The 22,759-nt window shown below is 64.3% G+C and carries 17 protein-coding genes and 1 tRNA gene; 14 read left to right on the forward strand and 4 right to left on the reverse strand.

Features of this window, described 5'->3' with window-relative positions:
* The first annotated feature begins 6 nt into the window (after positions 1-6).
* The 6 genes from P12x_RS03890 to tnpA all read left to right on the forward strand — a co-directional run bounded on the left by P12x_RS03890 (position 7) and on the right by tnpA (position 4,758).
* On the forward strand, positions 7-1,626 hold the full coding sequence (locus tag P12x_RS03890) for an ABC transporter substrate-binding protein/permease (protein ID WP_435009523.1): 1,620 nt from the start codon (positions 7-9) through the stop codon (positions 1,624-1,626).
* Positions 1,623-2,369, forward strand: coding sequence for an amino acid ABC transporter ATP-binding protein (locus P12x_RS03895; protein WP_435011760.1), 747 nt, complete (start codon positions 1,623-1,625; stop codon positions 2,367-2,369). Before P12x_RS03890 ends, P12x_RS03895 begins: the two co-directional genes overlap by 4 nt.
* Before the next feature lie 112 nt (positions 2,370-2,481).
* Entirely contained in the window at positions 2,482-2,727 is a 246-nt protein-coding gene (locus P12x_RS03900) for a hypothetical protein (RefSeq protein ID WP_435006007.1), read from the forward strand.
* Positions 2,728-2,741: 14 nt separating this feature from the next.
* Positions 2,742-3,683, forward strand: coding sequence for an ISAzo13 family transposase (locus P12x_RS03905; RefSeq protein ID WP_435011641.1), 942 nt, complete (start codon positions 2,742-2,744; stop codon positions 3,681-3,683).
* A gap of 120 nt (positions 3,684-3,803) precedes the next feature.
* Positions 3,804-3,876 (forward strand) — tRNA-Ala (locus P12x_RS03910).
* A gap of 447 nt (positions 3,877-4,323) precedes the next feature.
* Positions 4,324-4,758 carry an IS200/IS605 family transposase gene (tnpA, locus tag P12x_RS03915; RefSeq protein ID WP_435011759.1) on the forward strand — a complete coding sequence of 145 codons (435 nt, stop codon included), beginning with the start codon at positions 4,324-4,326 and terminating at the stop codon, positions 4,756-4,758.
* 278 nt (positions 4,759-5,036) lie between these two features.
* On the opposite strand, the gene P12x_RS03920 is transcribed toward tnpA, so the two are convergent.
* Entirely contained in the window at positions 5,037-5,330 is a 294-nt protein-coding gene (locus P12x_RS03920) for a hypothetical protein (protein WP_435009524.1), read from the reverse strand.
* Positions 5,331-5,516: 186 nt separating this feature from the next.
* On the opposite strand from P12x_RS03920, the gene P12x_RS03925 reads away from it, so the two are divergent.
* The gene (locus tag P12x_RS03925) at positions 5,517-6,800 is read left to right on the forward strand and encodes an IS701 family transposase (protein WP_435009525.1); all 1,284 of its coding nucleotides are present in this window, start codon (positions 5,517-5,519) and stop codon (positions 6,798-6,800) included.
* 125 nt (positions 6,801-6,925) lie between these two features.
* Here the strand turns inward: P12x_RS03925 and P12x_RS03930 are convergent.
* Positions 6,926-7,785, reverse strand: a protein-coding gene (locus tag P12x_RS03930; protein ID WP_435009526.1) for an IS5 family transposase whose coding sequence is annotated in 2 segments (ribosomal slippage) — positions 6,926-7,299 and positions 7,299-7,785 — 861 coding nt in all. Because the reading frame shifts where the segments join, the coding sequence is not laid out codon by codon here.
* A gap of 1,413 nt (positions 7,786-9,198) precedes the next feature.
* A complete protein-coding gene (locus P12x_RS03935) occupies positions 9,199-11,502 on the reverse strand; it encodes a hypothetical protein (RefSeq protein WP_435009528.1) in 2,304 nt (767 codons plus the stop codon).
* Between the two features lie 933 nt (positions 11,503-12,435).
* Here P12x_RS03935 and P12x_RS03940 point away from each other — a divergent pair.
* The 4 genes from P12x_RS03940 to P12x_RS03955 are packed head-to-tail and all read left to right on the forward strand — an operon-like array spanning position 12,436 to position 15,697.
* Positions 12,436-12,822, forward strand: coding sequence for a hypothetical protein (locus P12x_RS03940; protein WP_435009529.1), 387 nt, complete (start codon positions 12,436-12,438; stop codon positions 12,820-12,822).
* A gap of 31 nt (positions 12,823-12,853) precedes the next feature.
* Positions 12,854-14,410, forward strand: a complete 1,557-nt coding sequence (locus P12x_RS03945; protein ID WP_435009530.1) for a phage tail sheath family protein — start codon at positions 12,854-12,856, stop codon at positions 14,408-14,410.
* A 17-nt stretch (positions 14,411-14,427) separates the two neighbouring features.
* The gene (locus P12x_RS03950; protein ID WP_435009531.1) at positions 14,428-14,937 is read left to right on the forward strand and encodes a phage tail protein; all 510 of its coding nucleotides are present in this window, start codon (positions 14,428-14,430) and stop codon (positions 14,935-14,937) included.
* Positions 14,938-14,980: 43 nt separating this feature from the next.
* A complete protein-coding gene (locus P12x_RS03955) occupies positions 14,981-15,697 on the forward strand; it encodes a hypothetical protein (protein WP_435009532.1) in 717 nt (238 codons plus the stop codon).
* A 4-nt stretch (positions 15,698-15,701) separates the two neighbouring features.
* On the opposite strand, the gene P12x_RS03960 is transcribed toward P12x_RS03955, so the two are convergent.
* Positions 15,702-15,974: a hypothetical protein gene (locus tag P12x_RS03960; RefSeq protein WP_435009534.1), complete on the reverse strand. Its 273-nt coding sequence runs from the start codon at positions 15,972-15,974 to the stop codon at positions 15,702-15,704.
* A 547-nt stretch (positions 15,975-16,521) separates the two neighbouring features.
* On the opposite strand from P12x_RS03960, the gene P12x_RS03965 reads away from it, so the two are divergent.
* Genes P12x_RS03965 through P12x_RS03975 form a run of 3 tightly spaced genes read left to right on the forward strand, consistent with a single transcriptional unit; the run spans position 16,522 to position 22,756 of the window.
* Positions 16,522-17,811 (forward strand): DUF4255 domain-containing protein, encoded by a 1,290-nt coding sequence (locus P12x_RS03965; RefSeq protein ID WP_435009535.1) that lies wholly within the window; start codon positions 16,522-16,524, stop codon positions 17,809-17,811.
* On the forward strand, positions 17,811-19,712 hold the full coding sequence (locus P12x_RS03970) for an ATP-binding protein (protein WP_435009536.1): 1,902 nt from the start codon (positions 17,811-17,813) through the stop codon (positions 19,710-19,712). The genes P12x_RS03965 and P12x_RS03970 overlap by 1 nt, the downstream gene beginning before the upstream one ends.
* A complete protein-coding gene (locus tag P12x_RS03975) occupies positions 19,709-22,756 on the forward strand; it encodes an eCIS core domain-containing protein (RefSeq protein WP_435009537.1) in 3,048 nt (1,015 codons plus the stop codon). Before P12x_RS03970 ends, P12x_RS03975 begins: the two co-directional genes overlap by 4 nt.
* Positions 22,757-22,759: the final 3 nt, after the last annotated feature.

Genomic DNA, 22,759 nt, shown 5'->3' on the forward strand with positions numbered 1-22,759 from the left:
GTCTTGATGGGCGAATTGTCCGGTGTCTCGGCTCTCGATCCCGCTCCTGACGATGATCCACCCCCTCCAACTTCGACCAGATCCCTCCCTGGCCCCCTCCAGAATTCGCTCCTCCTCGCGTTATTCCTGGCCTCGCTGATCTCCCAATCCTCGATTGCCGAAGCCGACGCACTCGGCCGCGTCCGGGCCTCGGGCCGCCTGGCCTTTGGCTCCGACGAGGAAGGAGGTGCGCCTTATTTTTATCGGGATGACTCCAATCGGAGGGTCGGATTCGAGGCCGAGTTGATCGAGCGGATCGCCCGCGAATTGAAGGTCGAGCCGGACTTCCATCAGGTCCAGTGGGAATATTTGCTCCAGGTCCTCGGCCGGGGCGCAATCGACATCGTGCTCAACGGTTACGAGTTGACCGAGGCCCGGGCTCGCGACTTCCTGGCCACCCGTCCCTATTACATCTACCAGCTCCAACTGATGGCCCGGCCCGATGGCCCGGTCCGGTCCTGGGCGGATTTCGACCTCCCGCGACCCGGCGGAGGCCCCTGGAAAGTGGGCGTCCTGGGGATGTCGGCCGGCGATCTCTACGCCCAGCGGTTCGCCGGTCCTAACCTCCGGATCGCCACCTTCGACGGTGCCACCAGCGCGATGATTGCCGTCCGGAACGGGCAGATCGACGCCACACTCCAGGATCTTCCCGCCGCTCGCCACTACGTCAAGCGGCCCGAGTTTCGCGAATCCCTGGGACTGGCCGGCCCGCCCCTGGGTTGCGGATATTATGTGATCTATACGCGAAAATCCGACAATCGGCTCCGCGATGCGATCGACGAAGCCATCGGTCGCCTGATCAGCTCGGGCGAGCTTCGCGCGATCTACGAGAAGTACGACCTCTGGAACGAGGCCCAGGAGGCGCTCCGGGGTCCATTGCGCTCGTCGAGCGATCGCGTCGTCCCGGCCCGATCTTATTTCGACCTGGGCCTGCTCTGGAGGTTCGGGCCGAACCTCCTCCTGGCGGCCTTGACGACGATCCTCCTGTCCTGCACCTCGATGCCCCTGGCGATGGCGATTGGCCTTCTCGTGGCGATCGGGCGGGTCTACGGGCCGAGCCTGGTCGCCCGGCCACTGGGGGCTTATGTCGAGGTTGTCCGGGGAACTCCGCTGATCCTCCAGCTCTACGTCCTGTTCTACGTCCTGCCCGAATTCGGGGTGACGCTCTCCCCCTGGGCGGCGGGAGTGGCCGGGCTGGCGATCAACTATTCGGCCTACGAGGCCGAGATCTACCGGGCCGGACTCCAGGCGATCCCCCGAGGTCAGATGGAGGCCGCGCTGGCCTTGGGGATGTCCCGGGGCCAGGCGATCCGAAGGATCATCGTCCCGCAGGCGGTCCGGATCGTGATCCCGCCGGTGACGAGCGACTTCATCGCCTTGTTCAAGGATACGTCGGTCTGTTCCGTGATCACATTGACCGAGTTGACGAAGCAGTACTCGATTCTCTTCAACAGCCAGGGAGGGGTGCTCGAATTCGGCCTGGCCACGGCCGCTCTCTACATGGCGATGAGCCTGCCTCTGTCGAGGTTTTCGAGATGGGTCGAACGGAGGTTGGACGCCGGGCCGAGGATGGGGGTGGTGGGATGATCGAGGCGCTCGACCTGGTCAAGAGGCACGGGACGCTCGAGGTCCTCCGAGGGGTGACGCTCCGGGTGACCCGAGGCGAGGTGGCGGCGATCATCGGCCCCTCCGGGAGCGGCAAGAGCACGTTCCTCCGCTGTCTCAACGGCCTGGAGTCGTTCCAGGGCGGCAGCGTGACAGTGGACGGCCTGCGGGTCGGATCCGACACGCCGGCTCGCGAACTCCCGAGGCTGAACCGACAAGTTTGCCTGCAGCTGGGGATGGTCTTCCAGGGCTTCAACCTGTTCCCGCACCGGACGGTCCTCCAGAACGTGACCGAAGGACCGACGCAGGTCCTGCGCCTGGGCCGGCTCGAGGCCGAGGATCGGGCCCGTCGGCTCCTGGGTCGGGTCGGCCTGATGGACAAGCTCGACGCCCGGCCTCGGGAACTCTCCGGTGGTCAGCAGCAAAGGGTCGCGATCGCCCGAGCCCTCGCGATGGAACCCCGGGCGATCCTCTTCGACGAGCCCACCAGCGCCCTCGATCCCCGGATGACCGCCGAGGTCCTGGCCGTGATGACCGACCTGGCCCGAGACGGCTTGACGATGCTGGTCGTGACCCACGCCATGAAGTTCGCCCGCCAGGTCGCGCACACGGTCCACGTGTTCGGAGAAGGCCGGGTCCTCGAATCCGGCCCCCCCGGCCAGATCTTCGAAGATCCCCTACACGAGGCGACCCGCGCACTCCTGAACGAGACCCAGGCGGCCTGATCCCGATCGACGCGGACCGTTAAGGACCACCGATTCGATAACTTCCCGATACGCCTTCGGCATCGTATAACCGTAGCCAGGACGATCACGACCTCGCAACGGACGCCCAGCCATGACGTACAGCCCCGAGATCGAGCATTCGATGCGGATGTTCCACGACTCGCTCTCGGAGAAGGACCGCAGGCGATATGCGGCCATCGAGGCCGCCAAGCTCGGCCATGGGGGCACCGAATATATCGCCACGCTTCTGGGCTGCGATCCCAAGACGATCCGCCAGGGCCAACAGGACCTGGATCGACTCCCTGACGGGCTCGGCGATCGGGTTCGTAAAAAAGGGGCGGCCCGAAGCCGTGCATAGGCTCCATCCCGCTCCTGGAGGAGAACTTCCTCCGGGTGCTCCGGGATCGCACGGCCGGTGACCCGATGCGGCAGGGGGTCCGCTGGACCGACCTGAACTATGAGCAGATCGCCGGCCACCTGGCCGAGGCGGGCACCCCAGTCAGCGTGCCGGTGGTCAAGCAACTGCTCAAGAAGCACGGCTACGTCACCCGCAAGGCCCAGAAGGCCAGGGCGATGGGCGGGCATCCCGACCGCAACCAGCAGTTCGAGAACATCGCCCGGCTGAAGGGGGAGTATCTCGGGACCGACAACCCGATCGTGAGCATCGACACCAAGAAGAAGGAGTTGATCGGCAATTTCTACCGGGCCGGGCACCTCCTGACCCAAGGGGTCATTGGGACGTTCGACCATGACTTCCCCAGCTTCGCCGAGGGTGTGGTCATCCCCCACGGGCTGTACGACGTGAAGGAGAACGACGGCCATGTGAACCTGGGGACCAGCCACGACACGGGCGAGTTCGCCTGCGACAGCATCGAGCGGTGGTGGGAGGGCCAGGGCCGAGCCCGCTATCCCCGTGCGACCTCGATCTTGCTGCTGTGCGACGGCGGCGGCAGCAACAGTGCGAGCCAGTACCTGTTCAAGGAGGACCTCCAGGGTCTGGTCGATCGGCTCGGCATCGAGATCCGTGTGGCGCACTACCCGCCGTACTGCTCGAAATACAACCCGATCGAGCATCGGCTGTTCCCGCACCTGACCCGAGCCTGCCAGGGCGTGATCTTCGAGAGCGTGGGTTTGGTGAAGGAGTTGATGGAGAAGGCGAGCACGAGCACGGGGCTGCGGGTGACGGTGGACATCCTGGAGAAGGTGTACCAGACGGGGCGGAAGTATGCGGCAGGGTTCAAGGAGGACATGAAGATCGTGTTCGACGAGATCCTGCCGAAGTGGAACTACAGGGCGGTCCCGAGCGAATCATGACTTCGGGAAGTTATCGAATCGGCGATCCTAAGTTGGATGTCCCCTCGATTTAGTCCGAGTAAGAATGCGATCCTTGATCTTGGAAAAACCACGAGGTCTCGCTACGATAGTTCTCGATTCGGGGACGTAGCTCAATTGGGAGAGCGCTTGGTTTGCAACCATGAGGTTAGGGGTTCGATCCCCCTCGTCTCCATTCCGAAGCCTATTTGCTGCAAGGGTTTGTGTTGGCGTTAGAACGGTTGTTGCCAGATGTAATTGGTTGCTATGGCAGAACTGTGGGGAGCACCAACTTTCTATCCTTTGAACGAAGCAGGATCACCAACAACCTGAGGTGGCAGAGTTTTATCGGTCTGTCCGATCGTTAATTCGTCGGATTGGATGATACGGCCCTTGCCTTTCAGCCTTTGGCACACGGTGGAAGAATTCCACCCAATCAAACGGGCGAGCTTGGATTGCCCGCTCGTCGTTGAGCGAATCACAAATGGCCCTTAGGTCGGTGTGAGTCATGCCTCTTCGATCACACCATGCTCGTAGCACTCTTTGATGAGGGCTTCGAGTTGTTTGATCGAACAGCTTCATGTCCATTCCTGGGATCTAAAATCCCTCGCCTTCAGGCGACCACTTGCAGTACGTTCGCGTGATGGAGCACTACCGACGGACCGCCCACACTCGGCTTGACATCAAGTTCCACCTGGTGTGGATCACGAAATACCGCAAGAAGCTCCTCCGGGGCGAAGTCGGCGTCCGGCTCCGCCAGATCGTTCGGACGATCTGTGCGGAGCTGGAGGTCGAGATCCTCAAGGGGCATGTGAGCATCGACCATGTCCACCTGTTCGTCTCCTGCCCGCCCCACGTGTCGGCGAGCTACCTGATGCAGCGGGTCAAGGGGAAGAGTTCGAGGCGGCTGTTGCAGGAGTACAGCCACCTGAACAAGGAGTGCTGGGGCCGGCACCTTTGGGCGAGGGGCTTCTTCGTGGCGAGTTCGGGGAACGTGACGGACGACGTGATCATGGAATACATCCGGACGCAGGACATGGAGAAGGGGGATGATGATTTCCGGGTGACTGATGCGTAGCGTTGTGGTGCCCAGTCGGGCTTTCAGCCGACTGCCGAACCCACCGCCTTCCAGGCGGTCGGTGGTTCAGTTCTAACAGCTGATCCGCATCTACCAAAACGCACTCAGGGCGAAAGCATCCTCCTTTTTGAGTGCATGCCAGTGATCTTCTGTACCAATTTCTGCTTTGGCGTCTGGTGTAATTTTTACTTCAGAATGTCGCGAAGCCTGTGTCGAGCATCATCGCCCCTGCAGATAGAGGCTGTTGCATCTTGTGATATCAGTCAATGCGTATAATGCTAATCAAGTATTTCCTCGCTTTCCGAGATTGGTCCATCCGTCGATTGAATGTCCTCATGATTTTCAACAGGCGGAGTACTGAACTCGGTAGGGGGAATTATGGACACCATGTCCAAACCACGAGCGTTGCGCATATATAGAACAATTTTTGGATTTTGTGTTAGTGTCCACTGTTCTGCTTCATCTAGAGTTAACTTCAATTCGGAGTGAAGCCTATTGGCGACCGCATTGGCGGTCGATTCAAGCTCTTTGATGAATTTCTCGGTTTCCTCTTTGTAGCGAGAGCGGGACACGGTACATATTGTGAAGGTCATAATCAAGAAGAGTGTTATTCTGCAAATAATTGCTTGGGAATAGCAGATTAGCTCAGCGGCCGTACTAACGGATTTGATTTTGGAGACGCCCGCAGAAGTTGGCGTACTTAGTACTACTCCGTTATCTGATACGAACGGAACGCCTGGCCGGTTCGTATGCAGGGTATGAATCGCACCTATATCCCCGAACTCGCACCCGAAGTCCTCGAACGGCTCGACGCCTACGCCGCCCGTTTCCGCGACGACTTCAACCGGCCCCGACAGGCCCAATACTCCGGCGTCTACCTCCAGGGACTGATCCTCGACGGCGACCGCAAGAGCATCGAGCCGCTCTCGCGCAAGGTCACCCTCCCGACCGGCCTGGTCGTCGCCGACCTCGACCAGGCCCTCCAGCAGTTCATCGGCCAGAGCACCTGGGACGAGATGGCCGTCTGGAAGCGTCATCGCTCCGTCATGGCCGAGTCTTTCGCTTCTCCGGCCGGCATCTTCGTCATTGACGATACGAGCTTCCCCAAGCAGGGCAAGCTCTCCGTCGGTGTGCAGCGTCAGTACTGCGGGGCTCAAGGCAAGAAGGCTAACTGCCAGGTCGCACCCTCGGTTCATTACGTCGCCCCGAAGGGCCATTACCCGCTGGCGATGCGGCTCTACCTGCCCGAGGCCTGGCTCGATGACTCCAAGCGGCTCGACAAGGCGGGCGTGCCCCGGGAGCAACGACGAGCACTGACGAAGGGCCAGATCGCCCTGGAGCTTCTCGATCTGGTTCGGGCCGAGGGGTTGCCCGGCCGGCTCGTGGTGGCCGATGCCGGCTACGGCGTCTCCGGGCTCTTCCGAGAGGGGTTGGCCGAGCGCGGCCTGTCCTACATCGTGGGCGTGACCGACGAGATGGTGGTCTTCACCGAGGAGCCGTCGTGGGAGGTCCCCGGGCCGGCGATCCGACCGCCGGGGTCCGGCGGGCGGCCGCGACGGCGATCACGACTGAAGGCCGGCACCCCGAAGCCGGTGAGCCTGCGAGAGTTGGCCGCCTCGACACCGCTGCGGAAGGTGACCTGGCGCGAGGGGACCAAGGGGAAGCTGTCGGGCCGCTTCGCCTGGCTTCGGGTCTGGCCCGGCGGGGGCTGGGCCACCGGCGAGTGCGCCGGGGCCGAGCCGGTCTGGCTGCTGATCGAGGAGCAGGCCGACGGCAAGATCAAGTACGCGATCTCGAACCTGCCGGGCCGAACCAGCCGGATCAAGGCGGTCCGGCTCTGGAAGAGCCGCTGGCCGGTGGAGCAAGGTTATCAGCAGATGAAGGAAGAACTCGGATTGGACCATCACGAGGGGCGTTCCTGGCGTGGCTTTCATCATCACGCCTGCCTGGTGATGCTGGCCTTCGGGTTCCTGGCGTTGGAGCGAGAACGCGAGGAACGAGACCCGGCCCGGCCGGGAAAAAGGGGGGGACCCGCCCGGTGATCACGGTGCCGGCGATCCGCCGTGCCTTGCAGAGGCTGCTGGCCCCGATCTGTCGGCACAATTGCCCCTATTGCAAGGATCGCTCATTGCAATTGCCGTTGATATTAACGGAGTAGTATTAGAATCTATCCCAGTAGGCCCGCCGCCCGATAGGTGATCCAGGCGCAGACGAAGTGGAGCATCCCGAAGTAATTCTCCGCCTTCTTCTCCCACCGGATAAGCAATCGCCGGAACCGATTCATCCAGCTATGTGTCCGTTCCACCACCCAGCGGCGGGCCTTCTGGCCCGCCTCACGCTTGATCTCCTTGGCTTCCTCGCCACGAGCCCGGACGTGCGTCGTGAACCCAAACTCCCGCACCAATTCCCTCGTATCTTCGTAGTCGTACCCCTTGTCCAGGCACATCCCCTGCGGCTCCTCCTCCGTTGGCTCGGGACGTTCCACCGGGATACTCTCCAGGGTCGCCTCGACCGGCTTCTTGTCGTGGCGATTGGCCCCTCGACGGTCAATCCCACCGGAATCCCCTGAGCCTCGGTCAGCAGGCTCCGCTTCGTGCCCCGCTTGCCCCGATCCGTTGGATTCCGGCCGGTCCGCTCGCCGCCCAGGGGGGCCTTGGTCATGGCCCCGTCCATCGCCAGCCACTCCCAATCCAGGCCCACCAGCTCGTCGTACTCGTGGAGGCCGGTCGCCCAGAGGTTGACGAAGACTCCGGCGGCGGTCCACTCCTGGAAGCGGCGATGGGCCGAGGAACTGGAGCAGATCCCGGTGGCGTTCAGTGCGTTCCACTGGCAGCCGGTGCGGAGGACGAAGAAGATGGCATCCATGGCCTTGCGGTCGGCGACCCTGGGGTTGTGGCAGCCCAGCGGGTGGATCGGGCGTAGCGGCAAGAGTGGCACGATCCGATCCCACAAGGCGTCAGGAATACGCCACTGATCATCGGCGAGATAGTCTGGTTTCGAAGCACCGTGCAGTCGGGCCTTGGCCATGAGATGGAGTCAAGAGAGCGGGCGGAAGGTACGCTGGTATTGTAGGCGCATGTCCACCTGCTGAGATAGGATCTTAGGCTGAAGCCAAAAAAGCGCCAAAAATTTCGCGAAGTCGCACTGGCAAAGGCTGTGTGGTCTAGCTTTTCTAATGCCCAGTATTCAAAAGCGTAAATCACAACCGTGGACATGCATAACGAGAGGAAAGAAAAGCAGAGATAAAAGTCGATGTAGTGCTTCTTTGTCACTTCATCGACTTTGGCGGCGATAATCTCGAACGCTGAGTGGGTGCAATAAACAAACGAGAGGTCTCCGTACTGTGACTCGATTGTATTTCCTGATTTGTCATGCAATTCGATTCGAGTGACGAGCGCTTTTCCTAGCTTTCCGGAAGCAATGCCCAATCTGACATTCTTCAAGATGTGCGATAATCCCGAGAATACGCCAGATCTGTAGGCTTTACGATAGCTGCGACCCAATTGAATTGCCAAGATGATTCCCAGTAACGTCATTGAGGTTATGAGAACCGGAGTGTTATTTGACAATAGGATGAATAGGCAAGAAATACTGCTTGTGGTGAACACGGACAGATTGAATTTGAAAGCGCTGAAAAAATCGTGCACTGCGGGCGCGAATGCAATTGCGAACGGCCAGTTGTAAACAAGTCGTTTTGGGATTTCCCAAAAAAAAGGGCCAAAGGATAGAGCAATATGTATAATACAAAAGCCAAAAAAGCGGTACGCTTAAAGAAATACAAACTTATCGCAAACACTGCTAGTAAGGCAAACGCCTTGTAGTCAAGCATCCATTCGTAAGAAGGCGAAAATTGTCGAAACAGTAGGTGGTCAATATCGACAATAAATAGTTTTGAGATAATGTAGATGTAAAGAGAAAGCCCAAGAATATGTTTGATGGATTTGATGGTGATATAAAGGAAGCGACTGTTCCATCTTCCCGGTGTATTGTCATTTTGCTCGACAGACATTCGACCCCTTCCTTCCCTAACCGATCTTACTCGACTAGACATTCAATAGCAGAGCCAGCATAACAGGACACGCGTACCCTATCCAGCCCATGTCGGCTTTGCGTTATAGAGCAAGCCAATTATTTCGTCCGAGTCCAGACTCCGACGCCGAGCAGTAAATCGCATCGGCATTCGATTCAGACCACCAACGCTAAAATCGTGGAACACATAAAGCTCTGCCACGGCAGATCTATACTTCTAAACTTTGCGAAACAAGGGGAATCGTGAAGGGGTTCGATCCCCCTCGTCTCCATTTGAATCGGCGATTGACTCGCGGCGAAACCGGGAATCCCCCGGAATCCTTGTGTCGGATTCCGGGGGATTTCGCATCTGATGGTCGCCTGGAAATCATATCGTCGGTCGAGGGTCGCACCTCGGACTTGCTCCGGGATTCAATCCGTTGCCGGCTCGAACACGATCCAGGTTCGTTGACGAGCCGGGATCTTCACCTGGACCTCGGCGGTGTCGGTCCGGGGATCGAGGGCGATCGTCCTCGGTAGGTCCTCCTGTTCTCGGACCTGGACCCTTCCGGTCAGGCCTGCGTAATAGAGCGGGACCTTGATCGTCCGGTCGATCTCCTGGGGGAGCGGGTTGTAGATCATCGCCAACCCTCGCTCCTTGAGCTCGGGATTCACGTGGAGCCAGCCGTCCCAGTCGCGACCGTCGGGGCGTCGGAGGTGGATCAGGTCCGAGTCGAGAATCGCCCGGTGGGCCTTGTAGAAGTCCACCCAACGCTTGACGACCGCTTTGGTGGCGTCGGTGTCATAGAGCCGGGCGCCCCGATAGCAAGCCTGGACCCCGGCCCCGAACAGGTTGGCCAGCCTGGTCTCGTAGTGGTCGAGATGCTCGGCGAGGGGCTCGATGGTGGCGGCGGCCCCGCCCCCGTGATATTCGCTCAGCGGGACGAACATCCAGCCCATGCTCGGGGCCTTCTCCCAGGTCCCGTCGTAGATGTTCTGCCGCTCGATGATCTCCTGCTGATGCCGGGGGAGGGACCAGTTCGTCTCCCGATAGCCCATGGCGATCTTGTTCGAGCCGGCGAGGAAATACCAGTCGGGCACGTTGAGGTAGATCCCCCGGGCCCTCGACCAATGATAGAGATCTCGGATCGCCTCCCACTGCTTCCATTGCGAGTCGGCACGACCCTTGTGGCCCGGATGCTTCGTGGAGGCGCAGATGTCGCCCGGATAGGAGCCGTCGTGTTCGAGGACGTCGCAACCCGTCGCCTCGAAGAAATGACGAATCCTGGCGAAATAGTCCCGGCCCCATCGGCTGCACAGGCAGGGAGAATTCTCGAAGATCATCCCGCCGGGTTTACCCGTCGCCGGGTTGATCGCGTCCTCCGTGGGGTTGATCGATCGGCTCGCCAGGAGCGAATAGCCGCCAAGGGCGATGCCCTTCGAGTGCGCATAGTCGGCGACCTGCTTGATCCGGGCGAGCGTCTCGGGCGAGTCGTCCTCCATGTTCAAACCGCTGCCGAATGTCATGATGACCATCTCGAAGCCGACCTCGGCACACTGGTCGATCGCCAGACGGATGGCGTCCGGCTGGGCGCTCCGGACGTGCATCAGGATGGGATTCTCGAGCACCCAGGGTGCGAGGGCTCGGTAGGACCGCCTCAGGGCGAGACCTCGACGCTCGCGGTCGCTCCCGTCGTGCAAGAGCTCGAAGACTCGGAATGACTCGAACGTCTCGCCCGGCTCGATCTCGGCGTCGGGTCCGACGATCGGCGAGCATTCCAGGAGGCAGGGCGTTTCTTTCAGGTAATGTGTCTGAGTTTCGTAGGCCGGATCGCTCTTCCAGTGGACCGCAGGCGAGTCGACCTGGCCCGTCATCCCGCCGCCGAACGCGTAGTCGGAGAAGACGTCGAGGTTTCGCCAGAGTTGGCGGAATTCGACCGGTTTGGCACCCACGAGCGACTCGGGTTCGACGACCGCGAGTTGCTCCACCACGAGACGGTCGACCGTCACAGGGACCTTCGAATTGTTCTGCATGGTCAACCACTTGGCGAACAATGGCAGGCCGTCGTAGAGCTCGTAATGGACCAGGATCGAGACACCCTGGTGGACGGCCGGGTCGGTCGGTCGATAGGTGAACGAAAGCCTCACGCCGGGAGGGGGCCAGGGGAGATCGCGGCCGATCCACTCGCGATGCGGGAGCCAGGGGAAGCGGGCCTCGGTCCGACCCACCTGGAAACCGACGCAACGCCAGGCCCCGGGATCGGCATCGAGCGCATCGAGAGCCTCGGGTTCGAGGAAATTGTGGATCTTCGCGCCGACCAGGCCGCCGACCTCCACCTTCTTTCCGTCAAGCTCCAGGATCGCCTCGGGCAGGACGCTCCTCAGGAACGACTCCCCGGTCCCCAGGTGATCGAGCCCCACCGTCGAGCCGTTCGGTGCCAGACGGAAGGTCCGGCGGACCAGCCCATTCTCAAGGAATATTTCTCGATCGGAGCCACCTCGGTGGACCTTCGCCACCGCGGAGGATCCGTCGATCAGCCAGTCTCCCGGACTACGCCCCGGCTCGCTCGTCGAAGGCGGCAAGCCTGCCGAACTCGGGACGGGCTCCTCGGCGCGACTCGATGTCGCGAGGAAGGTCAGGGCCAGGAGGAAGAAGCACCGGCGAAGCAGGGATTCTCCCCGTCCGGAGTGGCTTCCGCTCGAAAAGTTCGGGGTGAACTCGGTCGGACTCGGCATGATTCACCTGGATGAGGAGGATTGGTCGGTCGATGGAGGTCGAATTCTCGGGCTGGCGATTTCGGCGGGATTCCAGAGGTAGGCTCGACAAACTCCAGGATGAGCACGATCGGCGGATGTCGGGATGATCGGAGGGACCGCTGCCAGGCCTCCCGGATCTCGCTCGAGTTCGCGAGGCTCGACTGATCCACATTTCGAGTGGCAGCATCGACAGTAACACGGGAAGTTGCACACGCCCACGGGCTCCTGATGGAGGACGTCCCTCGATGTTTCTATCCCACCGGGATCGGATGTCTCGCGATAAATGCATGCCGGGCGAGATTCGTGATCGGGAGCCGGACCGTCGTCGATGAGGACGCCCCTCATTGCGGGGTGGTCGCAGGGGCGGCGTGATGCTCGCCAACCCCGATGCAAGTTCGAAGCAGTCCCTCGATAGGATCGTGTTCGCGTGCGTCGATGTGCGGCCTTCCTGCCCGATACGGATCGGGGGGAAATGAGTGGCTGGTGGCGAGAAAGTCGCTTGGATTTCGGATGGCGACGATCGCGAAATCGACCCTCTGCCCGACCGTGGACGCTGTCCGGAGGCCGAGCCTGGCCGTAATATTCGCCAAAATCCCGAAAAATAAAATTGACGCTTGAGTGGACCATCCGGTCGAACTATGATGACCCCCGTTCGGTCGGAGAGACACATTCTGATCCTTGCTTGAATCTCATGATTGCACGAGATGCGCCCGTGTTCATGGGGTGAGTTCCGGCACGAGTCGTCCCCCTCCGGTCCGCCGGAAGATCGGGCGATCGTCATCGTCGGTCATTGCTGCGTCGTCTCGTCCATATCATCGAGGGCGACCCGGGGTTCATCGCGACTTCAGGAGATCGGCATGATTTAAACATGCCGGCGCAAATGGTCCGCTCTGCCGGACCGGGGGAGTTTGCATGGAGATCAAGGTCCTCGTCGGCGCGAATATCCAGGTCCCCGGCGGGCCGACGTTGAATATGAACTGGTCGGTGCCGGCCGACGGATACGACCGGCTGGTCCTGAAGCTCGGGGCCGGCGAGAAGCAGTCGGTCAACCTTCTTCCCGCCGCGAAGGCCGCGCCTGCGCTGCTCCTGATCTCGTCGACCAAGTACGACGAACTGATCACTTGTACGCTCGATCCGGGCGGCGCCGCGAAGGCGTTCAAGCTCACCTCGCCCCTCCTGGCGAGCGGGGGCGACCTGGCCGCCGCGCTGGCGGCTTCGGCCGCCTCGGTCGAGATCGAAAACAAGACGACCGGGGCCATCACCGTGGACATCTTCATCGTGCGGGTGATCACCGCTTAACCAACTTCCGGCTCGAACGCAAGGGGCCCCGATGCCTTCGACACTGTCGTACCCCGGGATCTACATCGAGGAGGTCGCCAGTCCCGTCCGGACCGTCGTGGGGGTGCCGACGGCGGTCGCCGCGTTCGTTGGTCGGGCCCGATTGGGGCCGGTCGACCGCCCTGTCCGGATCAAGGGATTCGGCGACTTCGAGCGGAATTTCGGCGGCCTCTGGTCTTTCAGCGAGCTGGGCCACGCCGTCCAGCAGTACTTTCAGAACGGAGGGGCCGATGCCTACGTGGTCCGCGTGGCCCCGGCCGACGCCAGCACGCTCACGTTCACCCCTCCCGGGGGCGGGAATCTCCCGCTCACGGCAACAAACCCGGGGGCGTGGGCCAACGGCCTGAAGATCAGCGTCGACCATGACACCCGGGACGTCAGCGGCCCCGGCACGCCTGCGGTGGACGAGTTCAACCTGAAGGTCGAGCTGAGCCTGAAGGACCCGGTCTCCGGCCAGAACGACATCACCACGGAGGTCTTCCGGAACGTGAGCGTGCTGGCGACCTCGCCCACGTTCGTGAAGACGGTCCTCGATAACTCGTCGAATCTGATCGCGGTCTCGGGGGTCGTGCCAGGTGCTCGGCCCGCCGAGGGGGATTATGAGGCCGTCGGCAACGCGTCGGATGGCTCGGCTCTGACGGCGAGCGACCTCGCCCCGACGACGGGTCCGCAAGGGAAGAAGGGGATGTTCCTGCTCGAGGATGCCGAGATCTTCACGATCCTGGTGATCCCCTCGTACTCCCCCAACGAGGGGGTCGCTCCCCTCGACGTCCCGGCTTCGGTCTGGTCGGCGGGCCTCCAGTACTGCCGGCAGAAGCGGGCGATGCTGATCGTCAACCCCCCGACGACTTGGGTGACCAAGGATAAGGTGAAACCGACCGACATCGACCAGCTCCGCGACAAGAACTCGGTCACCTACTTCCCCGATGTCTACTTCGCCGACCCCCTCATCAAAGGACAGCCCCGACTCTTCTCGCCCGCCGGGGCGATGGCCGGCGTGATGGCCCGGACCGACCAGGAGCGGGGTGTTTGGAAGGCTCCCGCCGGCGAGGAGGCCAAGATCAACGCGGCCATGGGGCTTCAATATACCCTCACCGACCCGGAGAACGGCGACCTCAACCCGCTGGCGATCAACTGCCTGCGAACCTTCCCGATCGTCGGGAGCGTTTGCTGGGGCGCCCGGACGCTCGCCGGGGCCGACGCCCAGGCCTCGGAGTGGAAATACCTCCCGGTCCGGAGGACCGCGCTCTTCCTCGAGGAGACCCTCTACCGATCGACCCGCTGGATCATCTTCGAGCCGAACGACGAGCCGCTCTGGTCCCAGATCCGGCTCAACATCGGGGCCTTCCTCCAGTCGCTCTACCGCCAGGGGGCCTTCCAGGGAGCCACCCCCAAGCAGGCCTATTTCGTCAAGTGCGACGCGGAAACGACCACGCAGGATGACATCAACAAGGGGATCGTGAACATCCTCGTGGGATTCGCCCCGCTCAAGCCGGTGGAGTTCGTGGTCATCAAGTTCAGCCAACTGGCCGGGCAGATCCCCGTCTGACCAGAGGAGCCCAGAGCGTGGCGATATTCACGGCGAACAAGCTGACTCGATTCGACCCTTACAAGAACTTCAAGTTCCGCGTGAAGTGGGACGGCCGGTACGTGGCCGGCCTTTCGAAGATGACCCCGCTGAAGCGGACGACCGAGGTCGTCAAGCACCGCGAGGGGGGCGATCCCAACAACCCCCACAAGGCACCGGGGCGGACCGACTACGACGCGATCACCCTGTCGCGCGGGATCACCCACGACACCAGCTTCGAGCAGTGGGCGAACCTGGCCTTCCTCCACGGCGCGGCGGCGGGTGCCGAGGTCGCGCTCAAGAGCTTCCGCAAGGATGTCCTGCTCGACATCTTCAACGAGGCCGGGCAGAAGGTGATCTCTTACAAGATCTTCCGATGCTGGGTGAGCGAGTACCTGGCCACCCCCGAGCTCGACGCCAACGCCAATGCGGTAGCGATCGAGTCGATCAAGATCGAGTGCGAGGGCTGGGAACGCGATGAGTCGGTCACCGAACCAAACGAGCTCTGACCCCGGACGGGTTCGCCCCGTCCGGCTCCCGGCCTCGGGCCGCGTGATCGAGGTACGCGCGGCCGACCCGGCCCTGTTGCTCGATCGCCTCGACCTCGACCCCCGCGCGGCCCGCGAACGGACCCTCTCCGCGGCCCTGGCGTGCGTGACCGGATCGCTCGACGAGGGGGAGGTCCACGCCCTGAGCCTGGCCGACCGCCACTCCCTGGTCCGTGGGGCCGCGCTGGCGGAGGGCTTGGGCGAGGTATCGGCGGTCGCAAATTGCCCGGCCTGTGAGGAGGATATCGAGCTCACGCTCGACCTCGACGCGTTCGAGCCCCCGGACGTGGACGAGCCGATCGTGATCCGCCTGGGCGAGGCGTCCCGCGACTGCCGACTGCCGCGCCCCGCCGATCTGGAGGCGGCTTCCGACCCGCTCGACCTGGTGGCGTCCTGCCTCGGGACTTCTCGCGACGAGGCCGCCCCCTGGCAGGAGGTGGCCGAGGAAGCCCTGTCCAACGCCGACCCGCTGGGCGCGATCCTGATCGCCGGGGCCTGCCCCGGCTGCGGCGAACCCCTCGAAGCCGGTCACGACCTCGTCGCCGCCTGGCTCACCGGCCTCCGCCGGAGTACCGATGTCCTGCTCCGCGAGGTCCACGCCCTGGCCACCTACTACCACTGGAGCGAGGACGCGATCCTTCGCCTGCCGGCCCCGAGACGACGGGCCTACATCGATCTTTGCCGGGGGATGGTTCTCGACGAGGAGGAGGACTTCGCATGAGAGGTTACCTCCAGACCATCGTCCGGCGGTCACGGCTCCCGCTGCCCGCCGCCGCCGCGACCCACCGGCGAATCGCCGAACGCGAGCCCTCCGCCATGACTCCGGTCGGCCCCCGCTCGCAGGCCATCCGGGCCGAGACCCCCGCCGGGCTGAGGCCCCCGATCGCGAACTTGGGGCCCTCGACGCCGCCACGGCCTCCGTCCGTTCCCATTCCCACGAGCCAGGAGACGAGGAAGACGCCCGACCGCTCGCCGATCGAGGAGGTCTCTCCCCGCATCGAGCCAGTCCCCGTTGGACCCGAGGCTCGCCCCGGACGGTCCATTGAGGAGCCTCCGACACTTACGCCACCAATCTCATCCGTTTCCGCCGAGCGAATTCTAACCAGGCCCCCGCGCAAGGACGACTCGTCCGAGACTAGCCCGATCTCGTCTCCCGACGCGCAGGTATTGCCGGACTCGGAGACGCCAGCCCCCGCCACTCCGCAGGCGAGACAGGGCCCTCGATCCGAGCCGGCCGAGGTCCGCATCGTCTGGCCGAAGGGGATCGAGACGCTACCCGTCGAGGCGCGTTCCCGCGTCGAGCGCGAGGTGGTCCGTGTGGCGAAGGACCGCTGGAGACGGGAGTCGGGAGGACCGCCGAAGGTCCCCGAAGTCGGCGGTGCGCCAAGGATCGAAGTCCGGATCGGTCAGTTGAACGTGCGGGTCGAGGCCCCGGCTCCAAGGCCCGAGCCGCCTCGCGCGGCCCCCTCGCCAGCCAGGCCGGTGGCGAGCTTCGAGGGCTTCTCCGGCTTCCAATTCAAACGCAGCCTCTCGGGGTCTTGATCCATGGCGGGGATCCAGGGCGTTCAGAAAGTGACCTCCACCCTCGGCTCGCTGCTCCTCGACCGGATGGAGACGGCGGGCGTCATCGTCTCGTTCGGCGTGCCCAAGACCGACGATACCGGCGACGTCCCGCGCGTGAACCTGTTCCTCTATCACGTGAAGGAGAACCCCCACCTCCGCAATGAGGACGACCCCCGTCGGCAGTCGCCCGGTGAGTTCGGGTCGCCCCCAATGCCTCTCGAATTGGGCTACCTCATCACCAGCTATGGCCGCAAGAATGCCGAGGTCGATCCCGGCTTCCTGCCCGGCGCATCCCAGAGTGAGCTTGAGGCCCAGCAGACCCTCGCCGACGTGATGCGCGTCTTCCACGAGGCCGCCATCCTGAACCCGAAGACGATGCGGCTGAAGGCACCTGGCGGTCCCCTCCTGGACTCCGGGCTCCGGCAAGAGTTCGAATCGATCAAGATTACCCCCAGGTCGCTCGACCTCGACGACCTTTCGAAGCTCTGGACGGCGATCAAGGCCGACTTCCAGCGAGCGGTGGCCTACCACGTCTCGGTGATCCGGGTCGACTCGATGAGGCCCCGAAGTTCGTCCCTCCCGGTCCTTGAGCGTTCGATCACCGTGGCACCCGCCCTCGCGATCGGGCCCGGTTTGGTCGACCTGCAACCTTCGAGCGTTGCGGCCGGAGAGCCCGTCACCCTGGTTGGCGACCGGTTCGGCGACCCCTCGCTCGCCGTGATCTTGGCCGACTCCTTCGGGACCGGCTTCCCGCGATCGCCCGCCAAACTCGCGGTGACTCGCGACTCGACCGGAGTCCACTTCACGATCCCCAACGACCCGGCGCTCTTCCAGCCGGGCCTGAAGACGGTCTCGGCCCGGATTGATCTGGCGGGGGGCCGCGTGGCGACGTCCGAGCCGAGGCCCCTGCAACTCCTTCCCAAGGTCGATCTGATCGTTCCGAGCGCCGGGCCGTTCGACGGGACGGTCACGGTCAGGATCCAGGGCACGATGCTCGGGATCGACAACCCTGACACTCGCCACCCGCTTCGGCCCTCGGTCTTCTTCGGGAATTACGCGGTCCCCGACGCGGACCTTGACCTCTCGGGCCTTCCCGCCCTCATCAAGGCGACTCTGAAGATCCCCGCCGATCCTGATAACCCGGCATCACCGAGGGTGGGCCGGAAACTGCCGGTGCGTGTCCGCTTGAACGGCGTCGAGAACCAGACCTGGCGGGCGAACGTATCCGGCGGGCTCGATATGGACCCAGCCCTCGTTTTCGAGGTGACCTGATGGCGGCCGTCGCCGACCTCAACCGTGCCTTCCTGGATGCCGCGTTCGAGCGACTCGCCCGTCGCCTCGAAGGGTCCGCGCCCGGCGAGGAAGCGTCGCTCCTGGAAGTGGTCTCCGAGCACTCCGACGCCGTTCCCTTCCTGAGGCTCGCCGAGGTGCTCCGGCTCACCTCCTTCGAGAGCAATCTCCTGCTCCTGGCGGTCGCCCCCGAGATAGACGACGGGCTGGGACGGCTCATCGCGAATGCTCAGGGTGGCGACTCGCGCTGGCCGACCGTCGCGCTGGCCTGGCGGCTGTTCTGCGAGACTCGCGACGAATGGGTCGCCTCGCGCGACAGCCTCCGGCCCGATTCGGTCCTGTTCCGGTTCGAGTTCCTCGAACTGGAAGGGCCACGCTTGCCCTTGCCGGACCGGACGGTCAGGGCCGAGGCCCGAGTCGCCGACGCGATCCTCGGCCGGAGGCTGCCCGACTCGCGACTCTCCGGCCGCCTGCGGTATCGAGCAGCCGGGCGGGAGGGGAATGCGCTGTCGGATCGGCTGTCAGGTTCGGAGGGCCCTCGGTTGGTCAACCTCCACGGTGTCCCGGAGGAGGACCTCGAATCCTTCGCCTCGGAGGCGCTCTCCGGACTGTCCTTGCCGCTCCTGGCCGCGAACGTGGCCGGATTCTCGCGAGCGGAGGCGGTCGCCTTGGTCCGCGAAGGGCTGATCGAGCAGACGGCGCTGTTCCTGGGCGGATGCGCCCCGGAGCCCGGCCCCGAGACCGACACCTGGTTCCGACTTCTTCGAGACTCCGGATCGGTGGCATTCCTCGGCTCGGAAGCCCCCATACGAAAGCCTCCCGGAGTCCCCGCCGGAGAATGGATCTCGATGGAGGTCGAACGTCCCTCAAGGCCCACTCGTGAGGCGATCTGGAGGGAATCGACCGGGTCCGACGTGCCCCTGGACATCGCCGACTTTGCCTTGACTCGTTCCGAAATCCTCGAAGCCACAGCGATCGCTCTGACCGGCACCTTGGGCGGGCCTCACGAGAAACTCCGGGCGGCGTGCCGCGATCTGTCCCGGCACAGGATGGGCGAATTCTCACAGCCGCTCAAGAGCCTCCGAGGGTGGGAGGACATGGTCCTTCCGGCGGACTCCGAGGCCAAGCTCCGCGAACTCTGCGACCAGGTCCGGAACCAGTCCCGGGTCCTCGATGGCCTGGGGTTTCGCGCCCGGCTCTCCCGAGGGTTGGGGGTCAACGCCCTCTTCTCCGGCCCGAGCGGCACGGGCAAGACGATGGCCTCGGAAATCGTCGCGAGCGATCTCGGCCGCGAGCTCTATCGGGTCGACATCGCCCGGGTGGTCAGTAAATACATTGGCGAGACCGAGAAGCACCTGCGTGAAGTCTTCCGCGAGGCCGAGCGGGCGCGCTGCGTCGTCCTCTTCGACGAGGCCGACGCTCTTTTCGGCAAGCGGACCGAGGTCAAGGACAGCCATGACCGCTACGCGAACATCGAGGTGAGCTACCTCCTCCAACTCATCGAGGAGACCGAGCACGCGGTCGTCCTCCTGGCGACCAATCGCCGGGACGCGATCGACGAGGCATTCCTGAGGCGGTTCCGCTTCCTGGTCGACTTCCCGGCCCCCGAGCCTTCGCTTCGCGAGCGGCTCTGGCGGAAGAGCTTCCCGGATCAGGTCCGGGTGAGCGGGCTGAACTACCGAGCCCTGGCCGACGGCCTGATCCTGACCGGAGCGGGCATCCGCAATGTCGCGCTGACGGCCGCGTATCTCGCCGCGGCCGACGGCGGGGTGGTCACTCCCGAGTTGCTGGCCCGCGCCGCCCGCCGCGAGTTCGAGAAGCTGGGACGCCCCTCGGCCTTCACGGCGGCCGCTTTCGCCGAGAGGAAAGGGGGGGCGTCGTGACGACCAAGGTTACGCCCGTTCCTACCCTCACCGCCGTCAAGCCGGGGACCGTCCTCCGCAAATGCTCCTGCGAGGGGTCGTGCGAACGCTGTGCCGAGGCAGACCGCGAGAAGGCGGTCGTCCGTCGACAGGCGGCCTCGCCATCGGCCGCCTCGGGCGTGCTATCGCCCCCGGTGGCGAAGCAGATCCAGGCGGCCACCCAGTCCGGGGGCCGTCCGCTCCCCCCGGGTGCCCGAGCGGCGTTCGAGCCCCGGTTCGGCCGTCGCGATTTCTCGGGTGTTCGCATCCACGACGACGCCTCGGCCGACAAGCTCTCCCGCCAGATCGGCGCCCAGGCCTTCACCGTCGGCCAGCACGTCTTCTTCTCCTCGGGCAGGTTCGATCCCGACAGCTCCTCGGGCCAGAAGCTCCTGGCGCACGAACTGACTCACGTCGCCCAGCAGGGAGACGCCCCGGTCGCCGTTCAAGCCAGCCTGGAACTCGGGGCACCCGATACCGCCGCCGAGCGCGAGGCCGATCGCGTGGCCCACGCCGTCGCCGAAGGCCGGGACGCGGGGCCAGTCAGCCGGCTATCGGCCGGCGTCGTGCAGCGTGCTGTGGTCGAGTTGCCCGCGTCCGAGCCGCTGCTGGTCCTCGGTCAGAAGGCCAGCGATGCGACCGATCACAGCTTCCTGGTCAACGTCTACAAGACCCTGGGGCGACAGAAGGCCCTCCGGACGACCCACGCCGGCCGGACGCTCGACCTCTGGCCGGTCTGGGAGCGGTCCAGGGCGGGCATGACCAACAGCGCCGGTCAGACCGCCGAGCAGGTCCGCGCCGCGATGCAGTCGCAGTGCTCTCCCGACCACATCGTCGAGCTTCAGATCGGCGGCTCGGACGACCCGGGCAACCTCCGGCTCCTCAGCCGTGGCCGCAACCAGCAGGCAGGGGCCAGTCTCGCAGGTCAGATCACGCGGGTCGCCAACGCCCAGTTCGGTGGCCGCCCCACCAACACGGATATCCTCGTCTTCACGGACGCCGCTCGTGGGGGCGACGCTCCCTCGCCCGACCCGTGCCTCTCCGCCGACCCGCTCCGATATCCGATGGGGAGGGTCGCCACGGGGGCGGGCAGCCGTGACCAGGCCTTCAGCAAGAAGCTCGAGTACAAGGCGGGCGGAGTCGATCGCGTCACGGGGTATGGCACCCCGACCGAGGCCGCGCCCCCGTACACCATCAACCCCGACCAGCGTCTCGCCGTCCCCGGGCTGGAACTTCGCCGAGTCTCCGCCGTGAGTGGGCCGAAAGACGCCACCCTCCGGGCGAACCTCTCCGATCGGGTCCGGAGGATGCCGCTGAAGAACAGGACCTTCCCGGAGTTCGACCTCGCCGTGGTCGGGGGAGTCCTGAACTTCGGGGCGGCCCCGGTGCCGATCGGGATCTCGCTCGGGTTCCTCAGCGAGGCCCTCCTGACCCCGAAGTTCGAGGCGGGGAAGCTCTCCGCGTCCGGGATCCTCAGGCCCTCGCTCCCGATCCTCCGAGCGGCCGAGGTCCAGATGGAGATCCGCGACGAGGCGCTCTCCGCCCGCGCGAGCATCCCGCCCGCGAAGATCCGGGAGGCCTTGCCGATCCCGGGCCTGGTTGTTGATCAGTGCGACCTGACCATCGGCGCGGCGGATGGCGAGTTCACGGCGGCCGGAGGCTTCGCGTTCCGCTACGGGAGCCTGGCCCGGGGCCGGATCACCGCGACCCTCAACAACCGGGCGGGGTTCTCGGCGTCGGGCGTGGTCGACCTCCAGATTCCCGGTCTCGACCAGGCGAGCGGCGAGGCCTGGATCCGCCAGGGGAGGCTCGGGGGGCGGATCGCGGTCGGCAAGGATAAGTTCAAGTTCCCGGGCGTGACCTCGGCCCGCGCGGTGATCGAGGTCAGCGACGGGAAGCTCGACGGGACCGGCTCGGTCGTCCTGGCGATCCCCGGCCTCCGCGCGGCGACGCTCGACTTCTCGGCCAACTCGCTCGGCCAGTACAGTCTCGGGGGTACGGCTCGGGGGACAATCCCCGGCCTCCGCGACCCGTCCCTCACCGTCGCCTACGCCAACGGCGATCTCTCCGGGACCGGTTCGGCGGGGTTCGCGATCCCCGGGTTCGAAGGCGGGAACGTCAACCTTCGGTACGCCCGCGGGCTCTTCTCCGGCGACGCCAGCCTCGACTACCGGAAGGGCCGGCTTTCCGGCCGGGTCTTCGGCCGGCTCAGCCCGCAAGCGAAGCTCAGCGGCGGCGGCGAGCTGAGCTACCAGATCGTCCCCGGTCTGATCGCGACGGTCATGTTGGAGGTCCGCGAGAACGGGACCGCGAGGATCGCCGGGGAACTCCGCCTGCCCGACCCGATCATCCTGTTCCCCGAGTTCGCCTACAACAAGCGGCTATTCGGCCTCTCCCTCGACATCCCCATCTTCGGGATCTCGTTCGGGAGCCGGAGCGTCGGCATCATCGCCAACCTCTCGGCCTCGCTCAATGCCAGGGCCGGGATCGGGCCGGGGCAGATCCGCAAGCCGAGGATCATGGCGGCCTTCGACCCGAGCGCCGAGGCGAGCCCGGCGAGCTTCCAGGCTTCCGGCGAGCTGTACGTCCCGGCCTCGGCCGAGGTTTCGCTCGTGCTGGCGGGGGGGATCGGGGTCAGTCTCCTGATCGTCAAGGCACTTGGCGGGATCCAGGCGACGGCCGCCGCCGGGCTCTTCGGCGCCCTCTCGGTCCCGGTCGACCTCCGCTACGTGGGCGGCAAGTTCACCGCGATGGGGGCCGCCGAGTTGTTCGCCCAGCCGAGGCTCCGGTTCCAGCTCGACGCCTTCGCGAGAGTGGAGGCCGACCTGTTCGTGACCACCGTGGAACTGTACTCGAAGACCTGGAAGCTGGCCGCCTTCGAGTGGGGCGGCGACTTCAAGATCGGACTGCGGTTCCCTGTGGCCTACACGTTCGGAGAGCCGTTCCGGTTATCGCTCGATCAACTCGAATTCATCGCCCCGCAGGTCGACGTGCGGAAGGCCGTGCGTGACCTGATCACCAAGTGACCG

The organism is Tundrisphaera lichenicola (genome assembly GCF_051175385.1).
In the GTDB taxonomy this organism is placed as follows: Bacteria; Planctomycetota; Planctomycetia; order Isosphaerales; family Isosphaeraceae; genus Tundrisphaera; species Tundrisphaera lichenicola.